The 17928-nt window shown below is 44.3% G+C and carries 15 protein-coding genes; 9 read left to right on the top strand and 6 right to left on the bottom strand.

Annotation, left to right across the window (positions count from 1 at the left end; genetic code table 11):
- Nucleotides 1-97 precede the first annotated feature (97 nt).
- The 4 genes from ileS to BLS64_RS03125 all read left to right on the top strand — a co-directional run bounded on the left by ileS (nt 98) and on the right by BLS64_RS03125 (nt 5248).
- Entirely contained in the window at nt 98-3499 is a 3402-nt protein-coding gene (gene ileS / locus BLS64_RS03110) for an isoleucine--tRNA ligase (RefSeq protein ID WP_093111599.1), read from the top strand.
- Between the two features lie 5 nt (nt 3500-3504).
- Nucleotides 3505-3888 carry a TraR/DksA family transcriptional regulator gene (locus BLS64_RS03115; protein WP_093111601.1) on the top strand — a complete coding sequence of 128 codons (384 nt, stop codon included), beginning with the start codon at nt 3505-3507 and terminating at the stop codon, nt 3886-3888.
- A gap of 71 nt (nt 3889-3959) precedes the next feature.
- Nucleotides 3960-4577: a DUF4097 family beta strand repeat-containing protein gene (locus BLS64_RS03120; RefSeq protein WP_093111603.1), complete on the top strand. Its 618-nt coding sequence runs from the start codon at nt 3960-3962 to the stop codon at nt 4575-4577.
- Between the two features lie 35 nt (nt 4578-4612).
- Nucleotides 4613-5248 carry a lipoprotein signal peptidase gene (locus BLS64_RS03125; RefSeq protein ID WP_093111605.1) on the top strand — a complete coding sequence of 212 codons (636 nt, stop codon included), beginning with the start codon at nt 4613-4615 and terminating at the stop codon, nt 5246-5248.
- Here BLS64_RS03125 and BLS64_RS03130 read toward each other — a convergent pair.
- From BLS64_RS03130 to BLS64_RS03155, 6 genes are read right to left on the bottom strand one after another with little or no spacing between them, the layout of a single operon-like run.
- The gene (locus BLS64_RS03130; RefSeq protein ID WP_093111607.1) at nt 5245-5658 is read right to left on the bottom strand and encodes a response regulator; all 414 of its coding nucleotides are present in this window, start codon (nt 5656-5658) and stop codon (nt 5245-5247) included. The genes BLS64_RS03125 and BLS64_RS03130 overlap by 4 nt on opposite strands.
- 5 nt (nt 5659-5663) lie before the next feature.
- Entirely contained in the window at nt 5664-7115 is a 1452-nt protein-coding gene (locus BLS64_RS03135; RefSeq protein ID WP_093111609.1) for a sensor histidine kinase, read from the bottom strand.
- Nucleotides 7116-7162: 47 nt separating this feature from the next.
- Nucleotides 7163-7735: a 5-formyltetrahydrofolate cyclo-ligase gene (locus tag BLS64_RS03140; RefSeq protein WP_093111611.1), complete on the bottom strand. Its 573-nt coding sequence runs from the start codon at nt 7733-7735 to the stop codon at nt 7163-7165.
- Nucleotides 7704-8708 carry a succinylglutamate desuccinylase/aspartoacylase family protein gene (locus tag BLS64_RS03145; RefSeq protein WP_093111613.1) on the bottom strand — a complete coding sequence of 335 codons (1005 nt, stop codon included), beginning with the start codon at nt 8706-8708 and terminating at the stop codon, nt 7704-7706. Before BLS64_RS03145 ends, BLS64_RS03140 begins: the two co-directional genes overlap by 32 nt.
- A 3-nt stretch (nt 8709-8711) precedes the next feature.
- Nucleotides 8712-9584, bottom strand: a complete 873-nt coding sequence (rimK, locus tag BLS64_RS03150) for a 30S ribosomal protein S6--L-glutamate ligase (protein WP_093111615.1) — start codon at nt 9582-9584, stop codon at nt 8712-8714.
- Entirely contained in the window at nt 9581-10006 is a 426-nt protein-coding gene (locus BLS64_RS03155; RefSeq protein WP_093111617.1) for an ATP-dependent zinc protease family protein, read from the bottom strand. The genes rimK and BLS64_RS03155 overlap by 4 nt, the downstream gene beginning before the upstream one ends.
- 307 nt (nt 10007-10313) lie before the next feature.
- Here BLS64_RS03155 and uvrC point away from each other — a divergent pair, with 307 nt between their 5' ends.
- The 5 genes from uvrC (at nt 10314) to BLS64_RS03185 (ending at nt 17928) form a co-directional block, all read left to right on the top strand.
- Nucleotides 10314-12110, top strand: a complete 1797-nt coding sequence (gene uvrC, locus BLS64_RS03165; RefSeq protein ID WP_093111621.1) for an excinuclease ABC subunit UvrC — start codon at nt 10314-10316, stop codon at nt 12108-12110.
- Nucleotides 12107-14329, top strand: coding sequence for a patatin-like phospholipase family protein (locus tag BLS64_RS03170; protein ID WP_093111623.1), 2223 nt, complete (start codon nt 12107-12109; stop codon nt 14327-14329). The genes uvrC and BLS64_RS03170 overlap by 4 nt, the downstream gene beginning before the upstream one ends.
- Nucleotides 14330-14448: 119 nt before the next feature.
- Entirely contained in the window at nt 14449-15609 is a 1161-nt protein-coding gene (locus BLS64_RS03175) for a homogentisate 1,2-dioxygenase (protein WP_093111625.1), read from the top strand.
- Between the two features lie 106 nt (nt 15610-15715).
- A complete protein-coding gene (hppD, locus tag BLS64_RS03180; protein ID WP_093111627.1) occupies nt 15716-16852 on the top strand; it encodes a 4-hydroxyphenylpyruvate dioxygenase in 1137 nt (378 codons plus the stop codon).
- Between the two features lie 296 nt (nt 16853-17148).
- The gene (locus tag BLS64_RS03185) at nt 17149-17928 is read left to right on the top strand and encodes a DUF3108 domain-containing protein (RefSeq protein ID WP_093111629.1); all 780 of its coding nucleotides are present in this window, start codon (nt 17149-17151) and stop codon (nt 17926-17928) included.

The raw sequence follows: 17928 nt of genomic DNA on the forward strand, positions 1-17928 counted from the left end.
TTCGAAATCTTTTGAAGGTCAACAGGTTTTCCCGATTTAAACCCTTGTTTTTGTCAAAAATCATTATTTTCGCGCATCTATTAGAAAGACCGAAGTAATGAGCGCAAAGTTCCCTGAATATAAAGGACTTGACTTACCAAAAGTGGCAGAAGAAATTCTTCAGTTTTGGAAGGAGAATGATGTTTTTGAAAAAAGTATAACTTCCCGCGAAGGGAAGGAGCCGTTTGTATTTTTTGAAGGCCCGCCTTCAGCCAACGGTTTACCGGGAATTCACCACGTGATGGCACGTGCCATCAAGGATATATTTTGCCGTTTCAAGACCCAGAAAGGTTACCAGGTAAAGCGTAAAGCCGGGTGGGATACTCACGGCCTGCCTATTGAGCTTGGAGTTGAAAAAGAGCTGGGGATCACCAAAGAGGATATCGGCAAAAAGATCAGCGTAGAAGATTATAATGAAGCCTGTAAGAATGCGGTAATGCGTTACACCGATGTGTGGAATGACCTTACCGAAAAAATGGGTTATTGGGTGGATATGGAAGATCCATACATCACCTACAAATCAAAATATATGGAAAGCGTTTGGTGGCTGCTTTCCCAGATATATAACAAAGGCCTAATTTACAAAGGCTACACCATTCAGCCTTATTCGCCAAAAGCGGGTACCGGTTTGAGTTCGCACGAGCTTAACCAGCCGGGAACATACCAGGATGTGACCGACACCACGGTTACTGCCATGTTCAAGGCTAAAAAGGAAACCCTTCCCGATTTTCTTTCGGCTAAAGAAGGGAGCATCTACTTTATCGCCTGGACCACCACTCCGTGGACACTGCCTTCAAATACTGCGCTTACTGTTGGCCCTAAGATCGAGTATGTTACAGTAAGGACCTACAACCAGTATACTTTTGAGCCTATCACTGTGGTGGTGGCAAAAGAGTTGGCAGAAAAGCAGTTTGACAAGAAGTTCAAAAAGACCGAAAATGAAGAGGTGCTCGAAGCCTACAAACAAGGAGATAAGATCCCTTATCTGATAGAGGAGAGCTTCCCCGGAAAGGATCTTGTTGGAATAAAATACGAGCAGTTGTTGCCTTACGCGAAACCATATGAGCATCCGGAAAATGCTTTCCGCGTCATATCAGGAGATTTTGTTACCACCGAAGACGGTACAGGGATCGTACATACCGCGCCTACTTTTGGGGCAGACGATGCCCTGGTAGCCAAACAGGCTTCTCCCGAAGTTCCGCCGCTACTGGTCAAAGATGATAACGGAAACCTGGTGCCGCTGGTAGATCTGCAGGGGAAATTCCGTGAAGAGATGGGAGAGTTTGCAGGCAAGTACGTGAAGAACGAATATTACGACGAGAGCGAGGCGCCCGAAAAGTCTGTTGATGTTGAAATAGCCATCAAACTGAAGGAAGAGAACAGGGCCTTTAAAGTTGAAAAATATGTTCACAGTTACCCGAATTGCTGGAGAACAGACAAACCTATATTATACTATCCGTTGGATTCATGGTTCATCAAGATCACAGATGTGAAAGAACGCATGCATGAACTCAACCAGCAGATAAACTGGAAGCCGAAATCTACCGGAGAAGGAAGATTCGGGAACTGGTTGGCCAACGCGAACGACTGGAACCTGTCCCGGTCGAGGTACTGGGGTATCCCGCTGCCTATCTGGAGAACAGAGGACGGGAAAGAGGAAAAAATGATCGGCACTATCGAGGAGCTGAAATCTGAAATGCAGAAGTCTGTCGAGGCAGGCTTCATGAAAGCCGATCTTTTTGCTGATTTTGAGATAGGTAATCTTTCTGATGAGAATTATGAGAAGGTAGACCTGCATAAGAACGTTGTAGACCAGATCGTCCTGGTTTCTGATTCAGGAAAGCCTATGAAGCGGGAAGCCGACCTGATCGATGTGTGGTTCGATTCCGGATCCATGCCTTATGCTCAGTGGCATTACCCCATGGAAAATGCCGAGAAAGTGGAAAAAACATGGCGAAAAGCCGATTTCATAGCTGAAGGCGTTGACCAAACCCGTGGCTGGTTCTATACGCTTCATGCCATCGCTACGATGATCTTTGATGATGTGGCTTACAAGAACGTGGTTTCCAATGGTCTCGTGCTTGACAAGAACGGGCAGAAGATGTCCAAACGCCTTGGAAATGCTGTAGATCCTTTTGAAACCCTTGCGGCTTTTGGTCCCGATGCCACCCGCTGGTACATGATCTCGAACGCCAACCCGTGGGACAATTTAAAATTTGACATTGAAGGAATTTCTGAGGTGCGCCGCAAATTCTTCGGAACCTTGTACAACACCTATTCCTTCTTCTCATTATACGCCAACATTGATAACTTCAGCTATTCTGAAGCCGATGTACCCCTTGCAGAACGTCCTGAAATTGACCGATGGATACTTTCAGAATTGCACACACTTGTTGATAATGTAGATAAATTCTATGCCGATTATGAGCCTACCAAGGCTACCCGTGCGATCTCGGAATTTGTTCAGGAGAATTTGAGCAACTGGTACGTGAGGTTGTGTAGAAGAAGATTCTGGAAAGGGGATTATGGACAAGACAAGATCTCTGCCTACCAGACACTCTATACCTGCCTTGAGACTGTTGCGAAGGTGGGAGCGCCGGTAGCGCCGTTCTTTATGGACAGGTTGTACCAGGATCTCAATAAGGCTTCTCGAAAAGAGAATTTTGAATCGGTGCATTTGTCAGAATTTCCGAAAGTTCAGAAAGAATATATCGACAAAGGGCTGGAAAGAAAAATGGAGAAGGCACAAACGGTATCATCTTTGGTACTTTCTCTTAGAAAGAAAGAAATGATCAAGGTACGCCAGCCATTGCAAAGGGTGATGATCCCGGTGCTTGATGAGCAGCAGCGCGAGGAGATACAGGCGGTTTCAGACCTTATCAAGTCTGAAGTAAATGTGAAGGAACTGGAGTTGATCGATGATGCTTCGGGCATTCTGGTAAAGCAGATCAAACCGAATTTCAAGGTTCTGGGCCCTCGTTTTGGAAAAGATATGAAGTTTATCGCGCAGGCTATCGGCCAGTTTACTGCCGATGATATTCAGAAAATTGAGCGCGAAGGGCAAATTGAAGTCGATGTTAATGGGAAATTGCTTACATTAGAACTTCAGGATGTCGAGATCACTTCCCAGGATATTGAAGGCTGGCTGGTAGCCAACTCCGGAAATATCACTGTGGCTTTGGATATTACCATTTCCGAAGAGCTGAAAAAAGAAGGAATTGCGAGAGAACTGGTCAACAGGATACAGAACATTCGCAAAGATTCCGGCTTTGAAGTGACCGACAAAATAGATGTGACCCTACAAAAGGATGGTACAGTCGAGGATGCCGTCCAACAAAATATTGAATATATTAAAAACGAGACTTTGACCGCAAATCTCGACCTTGCGGAAGAAGTGGACAACGGCTTGGAAATTTCTTTTGATGAAGTAGCCACAAAGTTGTTAATTAAAAAACATTAAGAACTATGTCAACAGAAGTAAAAGAACGCTACAGTGATGCAGAGCTGGCAGAATTTAAGACATTGATCCTGGCTAAGATCGAAAAGGCCCAGGAGCAGCTTGAACTCTACAAGAGTGCTTACATGAATGACGGGAACAATGGTACAGATGATACCTCACCTACATTCAAGGCCTTTGAAGAAGGAAGTGAGACCATGAGCAAGGAAGCGAATTCCCAACTCGCCATTCGTCAGGAGAAATTCATTAGGGACCTTAAGAACGCTTTGATAAGAATTGAGAGCAAAACGTACGGGATTTGCCGGGTGACCGGGAAATTGATCGCGAAAGAGAGGCTGAAGCTTGTGCCTCACGCCACCTTAAGTATAGAAGCAAAAAATATGCAGCGATAATTACGTTCTAAAATTATTTCAGCGCTCCAAAGCCTAAAAGGTTTTGGAGCGTTTTTTGTTTTTATTGTTTTATGAAATATTTTCTGATAACTTTCCTTCTTCTGAGTTTTTCGGGGAGGTCGCAAAAGGCGACGACTCGTACCATAGATGCCGGTGACATAGAATCAATTGTGTTGAACTCTGAGGAGATCTACAAGGTTTCTATCAGTACGGTTCCCGGGAATGTTATATCCATTAGTTCTAAGACCGAAGGAGAATATTTTAACAATATAAGCCTTGACGAGAAAGTGAGAGACAATACGCTTTACCTGGAATCCCGATTCAGGAAGATCCTGCAAAGCGGCTTTGATAAACTCAGCGCCCACAAAGTATTTGCCATGGAGCTGGAGCTGAAGATCCCGGAAAATATGCGGGTGGAAATACGTTCTAACGTGGCTTCTGTATTTATGGAAGGGGATTATGATGAGGTTTTGATACAATTGAAGTCAGGTTCGGCCTATCTGGAAGATTTCCAGGGAGATGCTGTTATCAATACCTATAACGGAAATATCGAAGTGGAAACGCAAAATACTTTGGTAGAGGCAGAATCCCGTCATGGGGCAGTGGCCGTACCCGATTCTGTTGTTGGCAATTACAGCTTAAAACTTATGAGTATTAACGGCAACATAAAGGTTCGGGAAACTAAATAAAAATAGTATTTTTGGGACCGATCCAAAATAAACCGATGTCTCTAAAGAAAGCAAGCCTTCTCATTTTCCTGATCCTGCTAATCGATCAGGTTTCCAAATTCTATATCAAGACCAATTTCGCCCTGGGTGAAGAGATCAAAGTCTTTGACTGGTTCAGGATATTGTTCGTGGAAAATGAAGGAATGGCCTGGGGAGCAAAGATCCCGGGAGAATACGGAAAGTTGCTGCTCACAAGCTTCAGGCTGGTGGCTATAGTGGGGATCGCTTACTGGCTTTGGGATTCGGTACGCAAAAATGGATCGACCGTACTAATTGTTGCTATTTCTCTGATCTTCGCCGGCGCCTTCGGAAACATCATTGATTCGGTATTCTATGGCGAAATCTTCAATCACAGTTACAACCAGGTAGCCAGTTTTCTTCCCGAAGAAGGAGGTTACGGTACACTGTTGCACGGGAAGGTAGTGGATATGTTATATTTCCCCTTATGGAGCGGCTATCTCCCGGATTGGATCCCGGTATGGGGAGGCCAGTATTTCACCTTTTTTGAGCCTGTCTTTAACATTGCAGATTCAGCGATTACCGTTGGCGTGTTCCTGTTGATCATCTTCAATAAGAAAGCCTTTGCTCACGAGCACAAAGAGGAAAAGGAGAAAAATGAGATGAAGGCCTAAGCCACGTCCCGGTCAAAGATCTTTTCGAATTTCTTTAACTCTATGGGCTTGATCAGATAATCGGTTACCATATTAAAAGATTTGGCTCGTTCAAGATCCCTTGGATCAATAGACGAACTCACCACGTAAAGCGTGATCTTTTTGTTGAAGTTGTTCTTGATCTTGACAAATTCCCCTAAAAATTCCCATCCGTCCATCACCGGCATGTTAAGGTCGAGGAAAATAATATCCGGTAATTGTTCTTCGCTGAGGTTTTCCAGGATAGATCTAAAGTAATCCAGCGCCTCTTTTCCGTTCTTGAAGATGATGAGGTTCTTTGAGAGTTTCTTGATCTCTATGATCTTCTTAACCAGGTTCACGTAGATCCTGTCATCATCTATGATGCAGGCAAGCTCTACCGGATGTTCCATAACAGTTAGAATTTGATTTTGAACGTTGTGCCAATATTTACCGTACTCGTTACCGAAATACTGCCTCCCATGGTCTCCACCTGATTTTTGGTGATGAACAGGCCAATTCCCTTTGCTTCAGGATGCCTGTGGAAGGTTTTGTACATGCCAAACATTTTATCGCCATACTCGTCCAGGTCGATGCCCATTCCGTTGTCGCTAACCTCAAGATAACTGTCGCCATTCTCTGTATAGGTCTGTACATAAATAATAGGTTTTCTTCCTCTTTGCTTGTATTTTATGGCGTTGGTGATCAAATTTAGTAAAATACTCTCCAGATACTCAGAAATGTAATTTATTTCGTTCAACTTATCAAATTCAGCGATGATCTCCGCATTTTCTCGTTTTATCAGAGAAGAGATCGAGGCGATCACCACATCAAGAGCTTCTTTGAAACTTACGTTCTGTCTTTTTTTTCTTAGGGACAGTTGCCTAGTGACCATATTATTCAGCTGTTTGATCGCTTCTTCCAGGTTTTCTGAAATGTCACCGATATTATTGATCAGCTCCAGTTTGTCTTCAGGAGAGCGGGCTTCGTTCAGCAATTGTGAGATAAGGCTGAGATTGCTGCTGTGGCTGCGCAATTGGTGCGATACGATATGTGCGAAATTGAAAAGGCGGGAATTTTGGGAAGCGATGATGTCCAGTGAATTCTGAAGGTTGAGTTCGTTGGTCTTTTGTTCATCAATGTCCTGGTAGACCCCGCGAATGCCGATAATTTCCTGCTCTTCATTATAGACCGGTTTTCCCGTAGCTCTTACCCAGAATTCCCTTTTGTGCAGGCTGAGCATTTTCAGCTCCACCTTAAAAGGTATTCCAAATACAGAGCACTTTTTAAAGAGGTTTTCAACTTTTTCCCGCTGATCTGGAGCATAGAAACGCAGCCTGTCATCAGGATTGGGTTCGTAATCTATAGGGCAGTCCAGGATCTTTTTGGTCACATTGTCCCAGTAGACCACATTTGTCTTGACATCGAGATACCAGCCACCGGTAGAGGTCATTTCGGCTGTTTCCCGATAATAGAAAAAATTCTCTTCTATGGTGTATTGATCCCGTTTTGCCTGGTGAATATTTACGAACAGCAGGACTGCTGCATCGGTAAGACCTTTTTCCCTGCTTTTGAGATTGCGGCATTCAAACCAACGGTACTTTCCGTTCTCTAATTTGAGCCTTACTTCCGCAGTAAAGGGTTTGTGTCTGGCTACCAGGTCTTCAAAATGTTCCCTGAAATCATAACGGTAATCCTTGTGCAGCACGTGCTCAAGAAAATATTCCAGCTTATTGTTGCCGGGGTCGGGATCGCCTATGAGGTGGTTAAAATGTTCAGACCAGGAGATCTCCCTGGTAAGCAGGTTGATTTTCCAGTAAGCAACATCAAAGTCTTCAAGAATATTGTTTAACTGGAGGTCGTTGAGCATTAAAGTCCTTAATTGGTTGGACTAAAAGTAATTGAAAACGTGAAAGTTTACAAATTTTTGAAATTATATATTTTATGAGGCGTGACGCAGTAGTCTAAAGGAACATCTTCGGAAGTGGCCGGGATCTCCTCTTTTTCGGCTTCAAAAAAGGAAAGTCCTACCTTCACCACTTTTCCTGTACACTCTGAAAGAAACCGGTCGTAAAAACCTTTTCCGTAGCCTATACGGTTGCCTCCTTCATCAAAAGCCAGTAGCGGGATAAAGACTACTTCTATATTTGAAGGCGGAATCTCGATTCCCTCTACAGGTTCGGGAATTCCCCAGGAATTTGTTTTGATCACCGTGGAATCCGTTAAAAGATAACTCAGCATTTTTCCGCTCTTGAAATCTGCCTTTGAAAGCACCACGTTCTTATCCTTTCCCTGCAAAATGTGCAGAATGGCCTGCGTATCTACTTCCCTTTTTTCTGAAATACTGAGGAAAAGGTGATAATAGGAGTGGTCCCAAATAGGAAGTTTCAGCAGGTTGTTGGCGATCTCAAGACTCCAATGCTCGATCTCTTCAGGGCTTATGTTCTCCCTTAGTTTTTTATACTGAAGCCTGATCTGATCCTTGTTCATTCTCTTTTGATATGGAAAGATGAAAAATGGCATCTCCCTGGTACACGATGGGAGATTCGTTTACATTGATAATATATCCCTCGTTGGGAGCTTTTACCTTGTGCCGAAGCTTGCCGTACGGGTCCGTTATTGTCGCGATGTATTCTCCTTTTTCCACATGCTTTCCGCAGGGTATTTTCACATGCAGCAGTCCGCTGTATTTGGCCCTCATCCAGGTGCTGTTCTCTATGACGATGGTGTCGGCAATAGGATCGGGTACTTCAAACTTTGGTTTTAGCATCTCAAAATGCGCCAAAATTCGCATTACGCCTTCCACCCCGTGTTTGGCCACAGTTTTATTACTGTCTTTGGATTTTCCGCCTTCGAAAAGCAGAACGGGTTTTCCCTGTTTGGCGCAGGTCTCGCGGTAAGATTTAATGATTGTCTTCGAAATGATGGTAAAGGGCGCGTTAAAGATATTGGCGTAATGCATCGCCATTTCTTCCCCTTTTTTGATCCTTATCTGCGGGGCGTTAAAACGGCTGGCTCCCCCGGTGTGAAAATCGAGGCAAAAATCCGCCACGGGAAGTATTTTATGTACGAACTGATAGGCAAAACGGCTGGCCAATGAGCCATTTTTGGCCCCCGGGAAAACGCGGTTAAGGTCCCGGCCGTCGGGAAATTCCCTGCTCATGTTCAAAAATCCGAAGACATTGATGATAGGAATGCAAATGATGGTTCCGCGGGCAGGTTTATTGATCTCTTTTACGATAAGCTGTCTCACCACTTCAACGCCGTTGATCTCATCCCCATGAATTCCCGCGGTGATCAGGATCACCGGGCCGTGTTTCTTGGAGCGTTCTATGATAATGGGAACATCTACTGCCGTCGTGGTGTAGAGCTTGGCCATGTTAAAGTTGATGGTCGCGCTTTTTCCCGGATGGATCTTCTTGCCTAAAATATCCAGGACATTGTTCTCATCAATATAAGCCATAGCTTACAGGTTTCTTTCTATGTAACGAATAATGGTCTTGGCGATGTCTTTTCCGGTAGCGTGTTCAATGCCTTCAAGTCCCGGAGAAGAGTTCACTTCCAGGATAAGAGGTCCGCGGGCGCTTTGCAGCATATCTACCCCCGCCACGCCAAGTCCCATTGCCTTGGCCGCCTTGATGGCTGCGATCTCCTCTTCATCTGAAAGCTGAATAACAGAGGCCGAACCACCCCTGTGAAGATTACTTCTAAATTCTCCTTCTTTTCCCTGGCGTTTCATGGCGCCCACAACATGGCCATCCACTACGAGGGCCCTAATATCGGCGCCGCCGGCTTCCTTGATGAATTCCTGCACGATCACCCTTGCCTGAAGTCCGTTAAAGGCTTCAATAACCGATTCTGCCGCATTCTTGGTTTCGGCCAGAACCACCCCCAGCCCCTGGGTTCCTTCCAAAAGTTTGATGATGAGCGGCGCGCCGCCTACGTGGTCTATCACTTCTCCTACATCTTTGGAATAGTTGGTGAAAACCGTCTTTGGCAGCCCCAGCCTGGCGCGGGAAAGGACCTGCAGGCTTCGCAGCTTATCCCGGCTTCTTACCAGAGCCTGAGACTCGGTGGTGGTGAAAACCCCCATCATCTCGAACTGGCGCACCACAGCAGTGCCATAAAAGGTCACTGAAGCCCCAATACGGGGAATGACCGCATCGGCATCTTCCAGGTGGCGGCCCTTATAATAGATACTCGGGTGTTTTTTCTCTATTATCAGGTCGCATTTTAAAGGATCAATCACCTCTACGTTGTGGTTTCGCTTTTTAGCGGCCTCCACCAGTCGCTGGGTGGAATACAGATTGCTGTTCCTGGATAAGATCTTTAGGTTCATTCTTGTTTTTGATTGTAAGACAGATCGAAAAATTCGGTGTCTACGATAAATTTTTTAGTGATGAATTTACGTCCCAAAAGTACGGGAAATCTCATTTCCTGACGGGTGGTCAAAGAAAGTGAAATTTTGCTTGTTTTTCCGAACAACGTTATAGTTGTCTGTATCTGGTATCTTTTCTGCACGATCCCGTTGCTGCTCTTGACAAAGACGATATCGTAATCGGTGAATTTGAACTCTTTTCCGTTGTACAAAGGGTGTTCCTCATCCAGAAAAGTGCATTTTAGACAGCCTTTTTCTTCAACTATATTGTCGCAGTGAATAGAAGAAGTGTAAGCCCCGGTATCTACCTTCACCGAAATGTCGTTTAGATGCAGATCGGGAAAATCTGCCTTATCAAAACGTCCGATCGTCTTTTTTTTCATATTTGCAAGGTACTAAAAGATGCTTTGCTCTTTCTTAACAATTTCTGAAAATACTTTTTCCTGAAAATTGCTTGAAAATGAGGTTTTTTGAAGGCTCTGCTTTTAATTGCTGAAGGTTACCTTCAGTGCCTGAGACTGCTTCTGCAGTAAAAAACTTTTGTTCAGAAATCCTCATTTTAACTGAAGCTTTTTCCGAAGCGGATAAGCAGGCCAAGCTGCTGCGGGCCACGGTTTTTGGAAAAATTTTAACAAATTGGAGGGCCGTGATGCTTATCTGCCGTTCTTTAATATTTTACCTTTGGAGTCCATGAGCAACAGTAATGTAGAACTACAGTTGAAGACACTTCCCAGCAGTCCGGGAGTATACCAGTATTTTGATAAGAACGGGAAGATCCTCTATGTGGGGAAGGCAAAAAACCTGAAAAAAAGGGTGACTTCCTATTTCACTAAGAACAACGACAGTCATCGTATTCGGGTGATGGTGAAAAAGATCCACGAGATAAGACATATCGTGGTTTCTTCGGAAACCGATGCTTTGTTGCTGGAGAACAATCTTATCAAAAAACATCAGCCGCGGTTTAACGTCATGCTCAAGGACGATAAAACCTATCCTTGGATATGCATCAAAAATGAACGTTTTCCGAGGGTCTTTCCTACACGAAAACTGGTGAAAGACGGTAGTGAATACTACGGACCGTACACCAGCTTTAAAACCGTGAACACTCTGCTCGAACTAATCAAAGGACTTTACCAGCTGCGCACCTGCAATTACGATCTTTCCGAAGAAAAGATAAGGAACGGAAAATACAAAGTATGTTTGGAATACCACCTGGGGAACTGTTTGGGGCCATGTGAAGCTTACGAGAGCGAGGCTGAATACCTCAAGAAGATCGAGGCCATAAGGCAGATCGTAAAAGGGAATTTTAAGGACTCCTTGCAGCAGTTCAGGAAACAGATGAAAGAGCACGCCGAAAATATGGAGTTCGAAGAGGCGCAGAAGATCAAGACCAAGATCGAAGTGCTGGAGAATTACCAGGCGAAATCGACTGTGGTCAATCCCAAGATCAACAATGTGGATGTGTTTTCCATCGTGAGCGATGAGGGCTACGGCTATGTTAATTTCCTTCAGCTTTCCCATGGGGCCATCATCAGGTCGCACACCATCGAGATGAAGAAAAAGCTCAATGAAAGTGACCGGGAATTGCTGGAGCTGGGAATAACTGAGATTAGGCAGCGTTTCAACAGCCATACCAGGGAGATCTATGTGCCTTTTAAGGTTGACGTGGGCGAGCAGATCAAAGTGACCGTGCCCAAGTTGGGAGACAAGAAGCAGATAGTGGAACTTTCTACCCGTAATGCGAAATACTTCAGGCAGGAACGCTTTAAGCAGATGAAGATCGTGGACCCAGACAGGCACGTGAACCGAATCATGGCGCAGATGAAGCAGGACCTGCGGCTCACTGAAGAGCCGCGCCATATAGAATGTTTTGACAATTCCAATATACAGGGATCCAATCCTGTGGCGGCTTGTGTTGTCTTTAGAAATGGAAAACCCAGCAAGAAAGATTACCGCAAGTTCAATATCAAGACCGTGGAGGGCCCCAATGATTTTGCCTCTATGGAAGAGGTGGTTTTTAGAAGATACCGCCGCTTGCTGGACGAAGGCGAATCTTTGCCGCAGTTGATCATTGTAGACGGAGGAAAAGGTCAGTTATCTTCGGCGGTCAAGGCTCTTGATGTCTTGGGGATAAGAGGAAAAGTGGCCATTATCGGTATCGCTAAGCGGCTGGAGGAGATCTTCTATCCCGGAGATTCTATTCCGTTGTACCTGGATAAAAAATCGGAGACCCTCAAGATCATTCAGCATCTTCGGAATGAAGCCCACCGTTTCGGGATCACTTTTCACCGCAATAAACGCAGCAGTACCGCATTGAATACCGAGCTGGAGAACATCGCCGGAATCGGGGAGAAAACAGTGGTGGAGTTACTGAAAAATTTCCGTTCTTTAAAGAGGGTAAAAGAAGCTTCCGAAGAAAGTCTTGCCGGAGTCATTGGAAATGCCAGGGCCAGGATCATCTATGAGCATTACCATCCCCAAAAATGAAAAAGACCCTTCTCATACTGTCTTTTTTCACCTGCCTCAATCTATTTGGCCAGGAGGATGATCCCAAGGTGGGATTGGTTCTTAGCGGGGGTGGCGCCAAAGGGCTCGCGCATATTGGGGCGCTGAAGGTTATTGAGGAGGCCGGGGTGAGAATTGATTATATTGGCGGCACCAGTATGGGAGCCATTATTGGCGGGCTTTACGCGGCCGGTTATTCGGCAGATCAACTGGACAGCATTTTTCACGAGACTAACTTCAATATTCTTATCCAGGATGAACTTCCGCGGGCTGCAAAGACCTTTTATGAAAAAAGGGATGCTGAAAAATATGCCATTACGCTTCCTTTTGATGATTTTAAAATTTCCTTTCCTTCAGCTTTATCAAAAGGCCAGAACGTTTACAACCTGATGTCAAAGCTTACCCTGCACGTACAGGATATACATGATTTCAGTAAACTTCCCATTCCTTTTTTGGCGATAGCTACCGATGTTGAAACCGGGGAAGAGATTATTCTGGACAGCGGTTATCTTCCGCAGGCGATTTCGGCAAGTGCCGCCATCCCGACCTTGTTCAGCCCGGTGCTGGTAGGAAATAGGCTGCTGACCGATGGGGGAGTGGTGAACAACTTTCCGGTGGAGGAGCTGAGAAAAAGAGGCGCCGATGTCATTATTGGCATAGATGTGCAGGATACACTGGCGGTTAGGAAAGATCTCAACTCGGTCTTTGAGATCCTCACCCAGATAAGCAATTTCAGCACGATCGAAGATATGCGGGAAAAGATCACCAAGACCGATGTGTATATAGATCCCGATATAAAGCCGTTTACAGTAATGTCTTTTGATCGAGGACAGGAGATCATAGAAGTTGGGGAGGAGGCTGCTCAAAAAAAATTAGACGCCCTAAAAGAAATCGCGGCGCGACAAAAGGATCCGGGAATTCTGCGGAACAAGATCCCGCCTGTGGATTCCATTTTGATCACTGATGTTCGCATTGAAGGCAATACTTCTTATCCCCGGGAATATGTTTTAGGAAAACTAAAACTTAAATATCCGACTTCTGTGTCTTACAAAGACCTGAAACTGGGGATAAATAACCTTTCTGCCACCCGAAATTTCAACCGCATCAATTACCAGCTGGTGCCGGTAAACAACGGCTATGTGCTGGTGCTGCAACTGGAAGAGAACCCCAACAAGATGCTGTTGCGCCTGGCGGTGCACTACGACAATGTATATAAAAGCGGCGCCTTGTTAAACCTTACCCGAAAAAGCCTTTTAGAGACCAACGATGTAGCGTCCTTTGATGTGGTGCTGGGGGATAACTTCAGGTATAATTTTAATTATTACCTGGATAAAGGCTTTTACTGGAGCGTTGGATTAAGGAGCAGGTACAATAGCTTTAGCAAAGATGTTTCCTTTGATTTTGCCCGAGAAAATGCGGGATTGGAAGGCAGCGGGATAAACCTGCTTGAAGTGGATTACCAGGATTATACCAGCCAGATCTACGCAGAAACCCTTTTTAAACAGGTTTTTTCGCTGGGAGTGGGGCTGGAGCATAAATACCTGGATATTGCCTCGCAAACCATAGGGGCTGATCCGGCTGAGGACGGTTCAGCCGGTGTTTTCGATAAAAGCAGTTATTACAGCGGATTCGGAACCTTAAAACTGGATAGCTTTGACAATAAATACTTCCCTACAAAAGGTTTTTATTTCGATGGCGATTTTCACTGGTACCTGTATTCCACAGATTACCAGGAGATCTTTTCACCTTTCTCGGTGCTAAAAGGAAGCATGGGCTACGTTTTTTCCCCTTTTTATCACTTTAGAACAAGGATCTCTGCGGAAGCAGGTTTCAGGATAGGGAGTACCCGGAATAATATTTTTGATTTCTTCCTGGGTGGCTACGGAAATGACTTCATCAACACCTTTATCCCTTTCTACGGATATGATTTCATTGGCCTTTCGGGCGATAGTTTTACTAAAGGCCTGATTGAGCTCGACTATGAATTTTTGGATAAGAACCACCTGATCTTAAGCGCGAACTATGCCAATGTGGAGAACGGGCTGTTCCTTAACGGGGACTGGTTCACCATTCCGGATTACTCCGGATATGCTTTAGGATATTCGCTGGATACTTTTATTGGACCCCTGGAGGTTAAATATTCCATTTCTCCCGAATTGAAGGAGAGTCAGTGGTACTTCAGCCTGGGATTCTGGTTTTAGCCCTCCTTTAACTGAAATAAACGTAAAATTTTCAGATATTTGTAGTTGATCATAAAATGTGAAGAGTTAATTGAATTTTTCATCTTCGCAAACGTTTTCAGAACAAAAAATTTAGAAAAATGCCATTTTATCATAAACTGGGAAAGATCCCGCATAAACGGCATACCGTATTTAAAAAACCTGACGGAAGCCTGTACTACGAGCAGCTTTTTGGAACCATTGGTTTTGACGGGATGTCTACCAATATGTATCATGAACAGCGGCCCACCCAGGTGAAAGAGATCAAGGGGAGCTATGATGCCCGGCCAAAGATCGCTGCAGAGCACAATATTAAATCCTATCGTTTCAGGGGATTCCAGATCAAACCTGAACCCGATTTCCTGAAAAGCCGGAAAACAGTATTGACCAATTCCGACGTGGATATTGTACTCGCTTCACCTCAGGAATCCACGAAGGATTATTTCTATAAGAATTCAGATTCAGATGAGCTGATCTTCATCCATCAGGGAACCGGAAAGCTAAGGACTCATCTGGGAAATCTTGATTTCAAATATGGGGATTACCTGCTCATTCCGCGGGGCACCATTTATAAGATCGATTTTGATGATGAGGTGAACAGGTTGTTCATCGTGGAGTCGAGGAGACCTATCTACACGCCGAAGAGGTACAGGAATTATTTTGGGCAGTTACTAGAGCATTCTCCATTTTGTGAAAGGGATATCCGTCAGCCTTACGAGCTTGAGACTAATGACGAGAACGGAGAGTTTCTCATGAAAGTAAAAAAACAGGGGCAGATCTTTGACATGGTCTACGCTTCGCATCCTTTTGATGTGGTGGGATATGACGGGTACAACTATCCGTACGCTTTTTCCATTCATGATTTTGAACCAATAACAGGAAGAATCCATCAGCCGCCACCGGTACACCAGACCTTCGAGACAGATGCTTTCGTGGTTTGTTCTTTCGTGCCAAGGCTGTATGATTATCACCCGGAAAGCATTCCTGCGCCTTACAACCACAGTAATATTGATAGTGATGAGGTGTTGTATTATGTTGACGGTGATTTCATGAGCCGAAACGATATTGAAAAAGGGCATATTTCGCTGCACCCTGCGGGTATTCCGCATGGGCCGCACCCGGGAGCCGTGGAACGAAGCATTGGCCAAACAGAGACCGAAGAGCTGGCGGTGATGGTAGATACCTTCAAGCCGTTGAAGCTTACAGAAGACGCTATGGAAATAGCCGATGAGAGCTATCACCAGTCCTGGCTGGAGCATTGATTTGTGAGAAGCTCCCAAAAACTTTATGTTTGGGCATATTTTTCAGAAAAAGTAAAGAATAATAAGAGTAGGGCAGATAAGCCCTTCCGAATAAATTATAAGAATTATGGCAACAGAGAACACAGCAGAAATAAAAAAGACCGTCCCGCAGGCAGAGGACTTTTTGCCGATCCTGGGAACAGATTTCGTGGAACTTTATGTAGGTAATGCCAAACAGGCAGCCTATTATTATCAGCAGGCCTGGGGCTTTCAACCGGTAGCCTATTCCGGTTTGGAAAGCGGCAGCAAAGACAGGGTGTCTTATGTGCTGCAGCAAGGTAAGATAAGGCTGGTCCTTACTTCTCCTCTTGAACCGGGAGGTGAGATCAACGCCCACATCGATAAACACGGTGACGGGGTGAAAGTTGTGGCACTTTGGGTAGATGATGCCCGTAAGAGTTATGAGGAAACCACCAAGCGTGGCGCTGAGTCTTACATGGAGCCAAAAGAAGTTAAAGATGAGCATGGCCACGTGGTGCTTTCAGGAATCCATACCTATGGAGAGACCGTACACGTCTTCGTGGAAAGAAAGAACTATAGCGGGCCTTTTCTTCCCGGGTATAAAAAGTATAAGCCAAACTTTAAAGTGAAGGATGTTGGTTTGAAGTACATTGACCACATGGTTGGCAACGTGGGGTGGAACGAGATGAACAAGTGGTGTGAGTTCTATGCTAAAGTGATGGGTTTCGCGCAGCTTGTATCTTTTGATGATAAAGATATTTCTACTGAATATACCGCGTTGATGAGTAAGGTGATGAGTAACGGTAACGGAAGGATCAAATTCCCTATCAACGAACCGGCCGAAGGTAAAAAGAAGTCACAGATCGAGGAATACATAGATTTTTATAATGGTGCCGGCGTGCAGCACATAGCTGTGGCTACCGACAATATCATAGAAACCGTGACCGCTCTAAGAGACCGCGGAGTGGAGTTCCTGTACGTTCCTGAAAATTATTACGATGACGTTCTTGACAGGGTGGGAACTATCGATGAAGACCTCGAACCTCTTAAAGAGCTGGGAGTGTTGATCGACAGGGATGATGAAGGTTATTTACTTCAGATATTTACCAAGCCGGTACTGGACAGGCCGACCATGTTCTTTGAGATCATTCAACGAAAAGGAGCGCAATCTTTCGGAAAAGGTAATTTTAAAGCCCTTTTTGAAGCCATTGAGAGAGAGCAGAATTTACGGGGAACATTATAAAATAATCAATCAAATAAACAATTGATAGATTAAAACTTAAAAAAATTCCATTTTAATCGGTGTTCTGTTAAAATTAATTTTCTTGTTGCGTACTACGCACAAATGAAAGACTTTTGCACCGCAATTTTGGAGTGGTTACCAGAATTGAGAAAAAATAAATTTTTTTCATAATTTAAGTTTTAGTTGGTTAATAAGATTAAAAACCCCGTCAGCCTTTGACGGGGTTTTTTTGATTTAATACCTTTGGAACAGAAATTGTAATTATAATTCCCCCGAAAACCAAAGAAGCTTAGCATATGAAGAGATATATAATTACAATTGTAATTTTACTGCTTACCTTTAATTCTATTGCCCAGCAATCGCATCAGGCATATGATACGGGAGAATGGTTCAGGTTCAGGATACATTATGGCATGTTTAACGCCAGTTATGCCACTCTTGAGGTAAAAGAGACCACCCTTTGGAACAAACCTGTTTACCATGTAGTGGGAAAGGGAAAATCTACCGGTTTGCTTCACCTTTTCTTCAAGGTAGATGACAATTACGAATCTTATATTCAAAAAGAAAACGGTGCGCCTTTGAGGTTCATCAGGCAAATCGATGAAGGCGGACATACGAAGGATATCCAGATAGATTTTGATCACAGCGCTAAAACTGCCCATGTCTATAATAAAAAGCACAACACCAGGGAGACTTATTCCATAGAAAATAATGTGCAGGATATGTTATCCTCCTTCTATTATCTACGGAATAACCTGGATGTTGATAATATCTCTCCCGGGGAGATGATGACCATGAATATGTTCTTTGATAATGAGAACCACGATTTTAAGTTAAAGTTCCTCGGAAGGGAGGTCGTAAAGACAAAATTGGGTAATATTGCAACGCTAAAATTTAAACCTTATGTGCTGGCAGGCAGGGTGTTCAAGGAAAAAGAGAGCCTCACGATCTGGGTTAGCGATGATAAGAACCGCATGCCGGTAAAGATCAAAGCCGATCTTGCCGTTGGTTCTTTAGATGCAGATATAGATGCCTTTAAAGGCCTGAAACATCCGCTAAAGATCATAATGAAATAA

It is taken from the genome of Salinimicrobium catena, from assembly GCF_900102915.1.
Classification (GTDB): Bacteria; Bacteroidota; Bacteroidia; order Flavobacteriales; family Flavobacteriaceae; genus Salinimicrobium; species Salinimicrobium catena.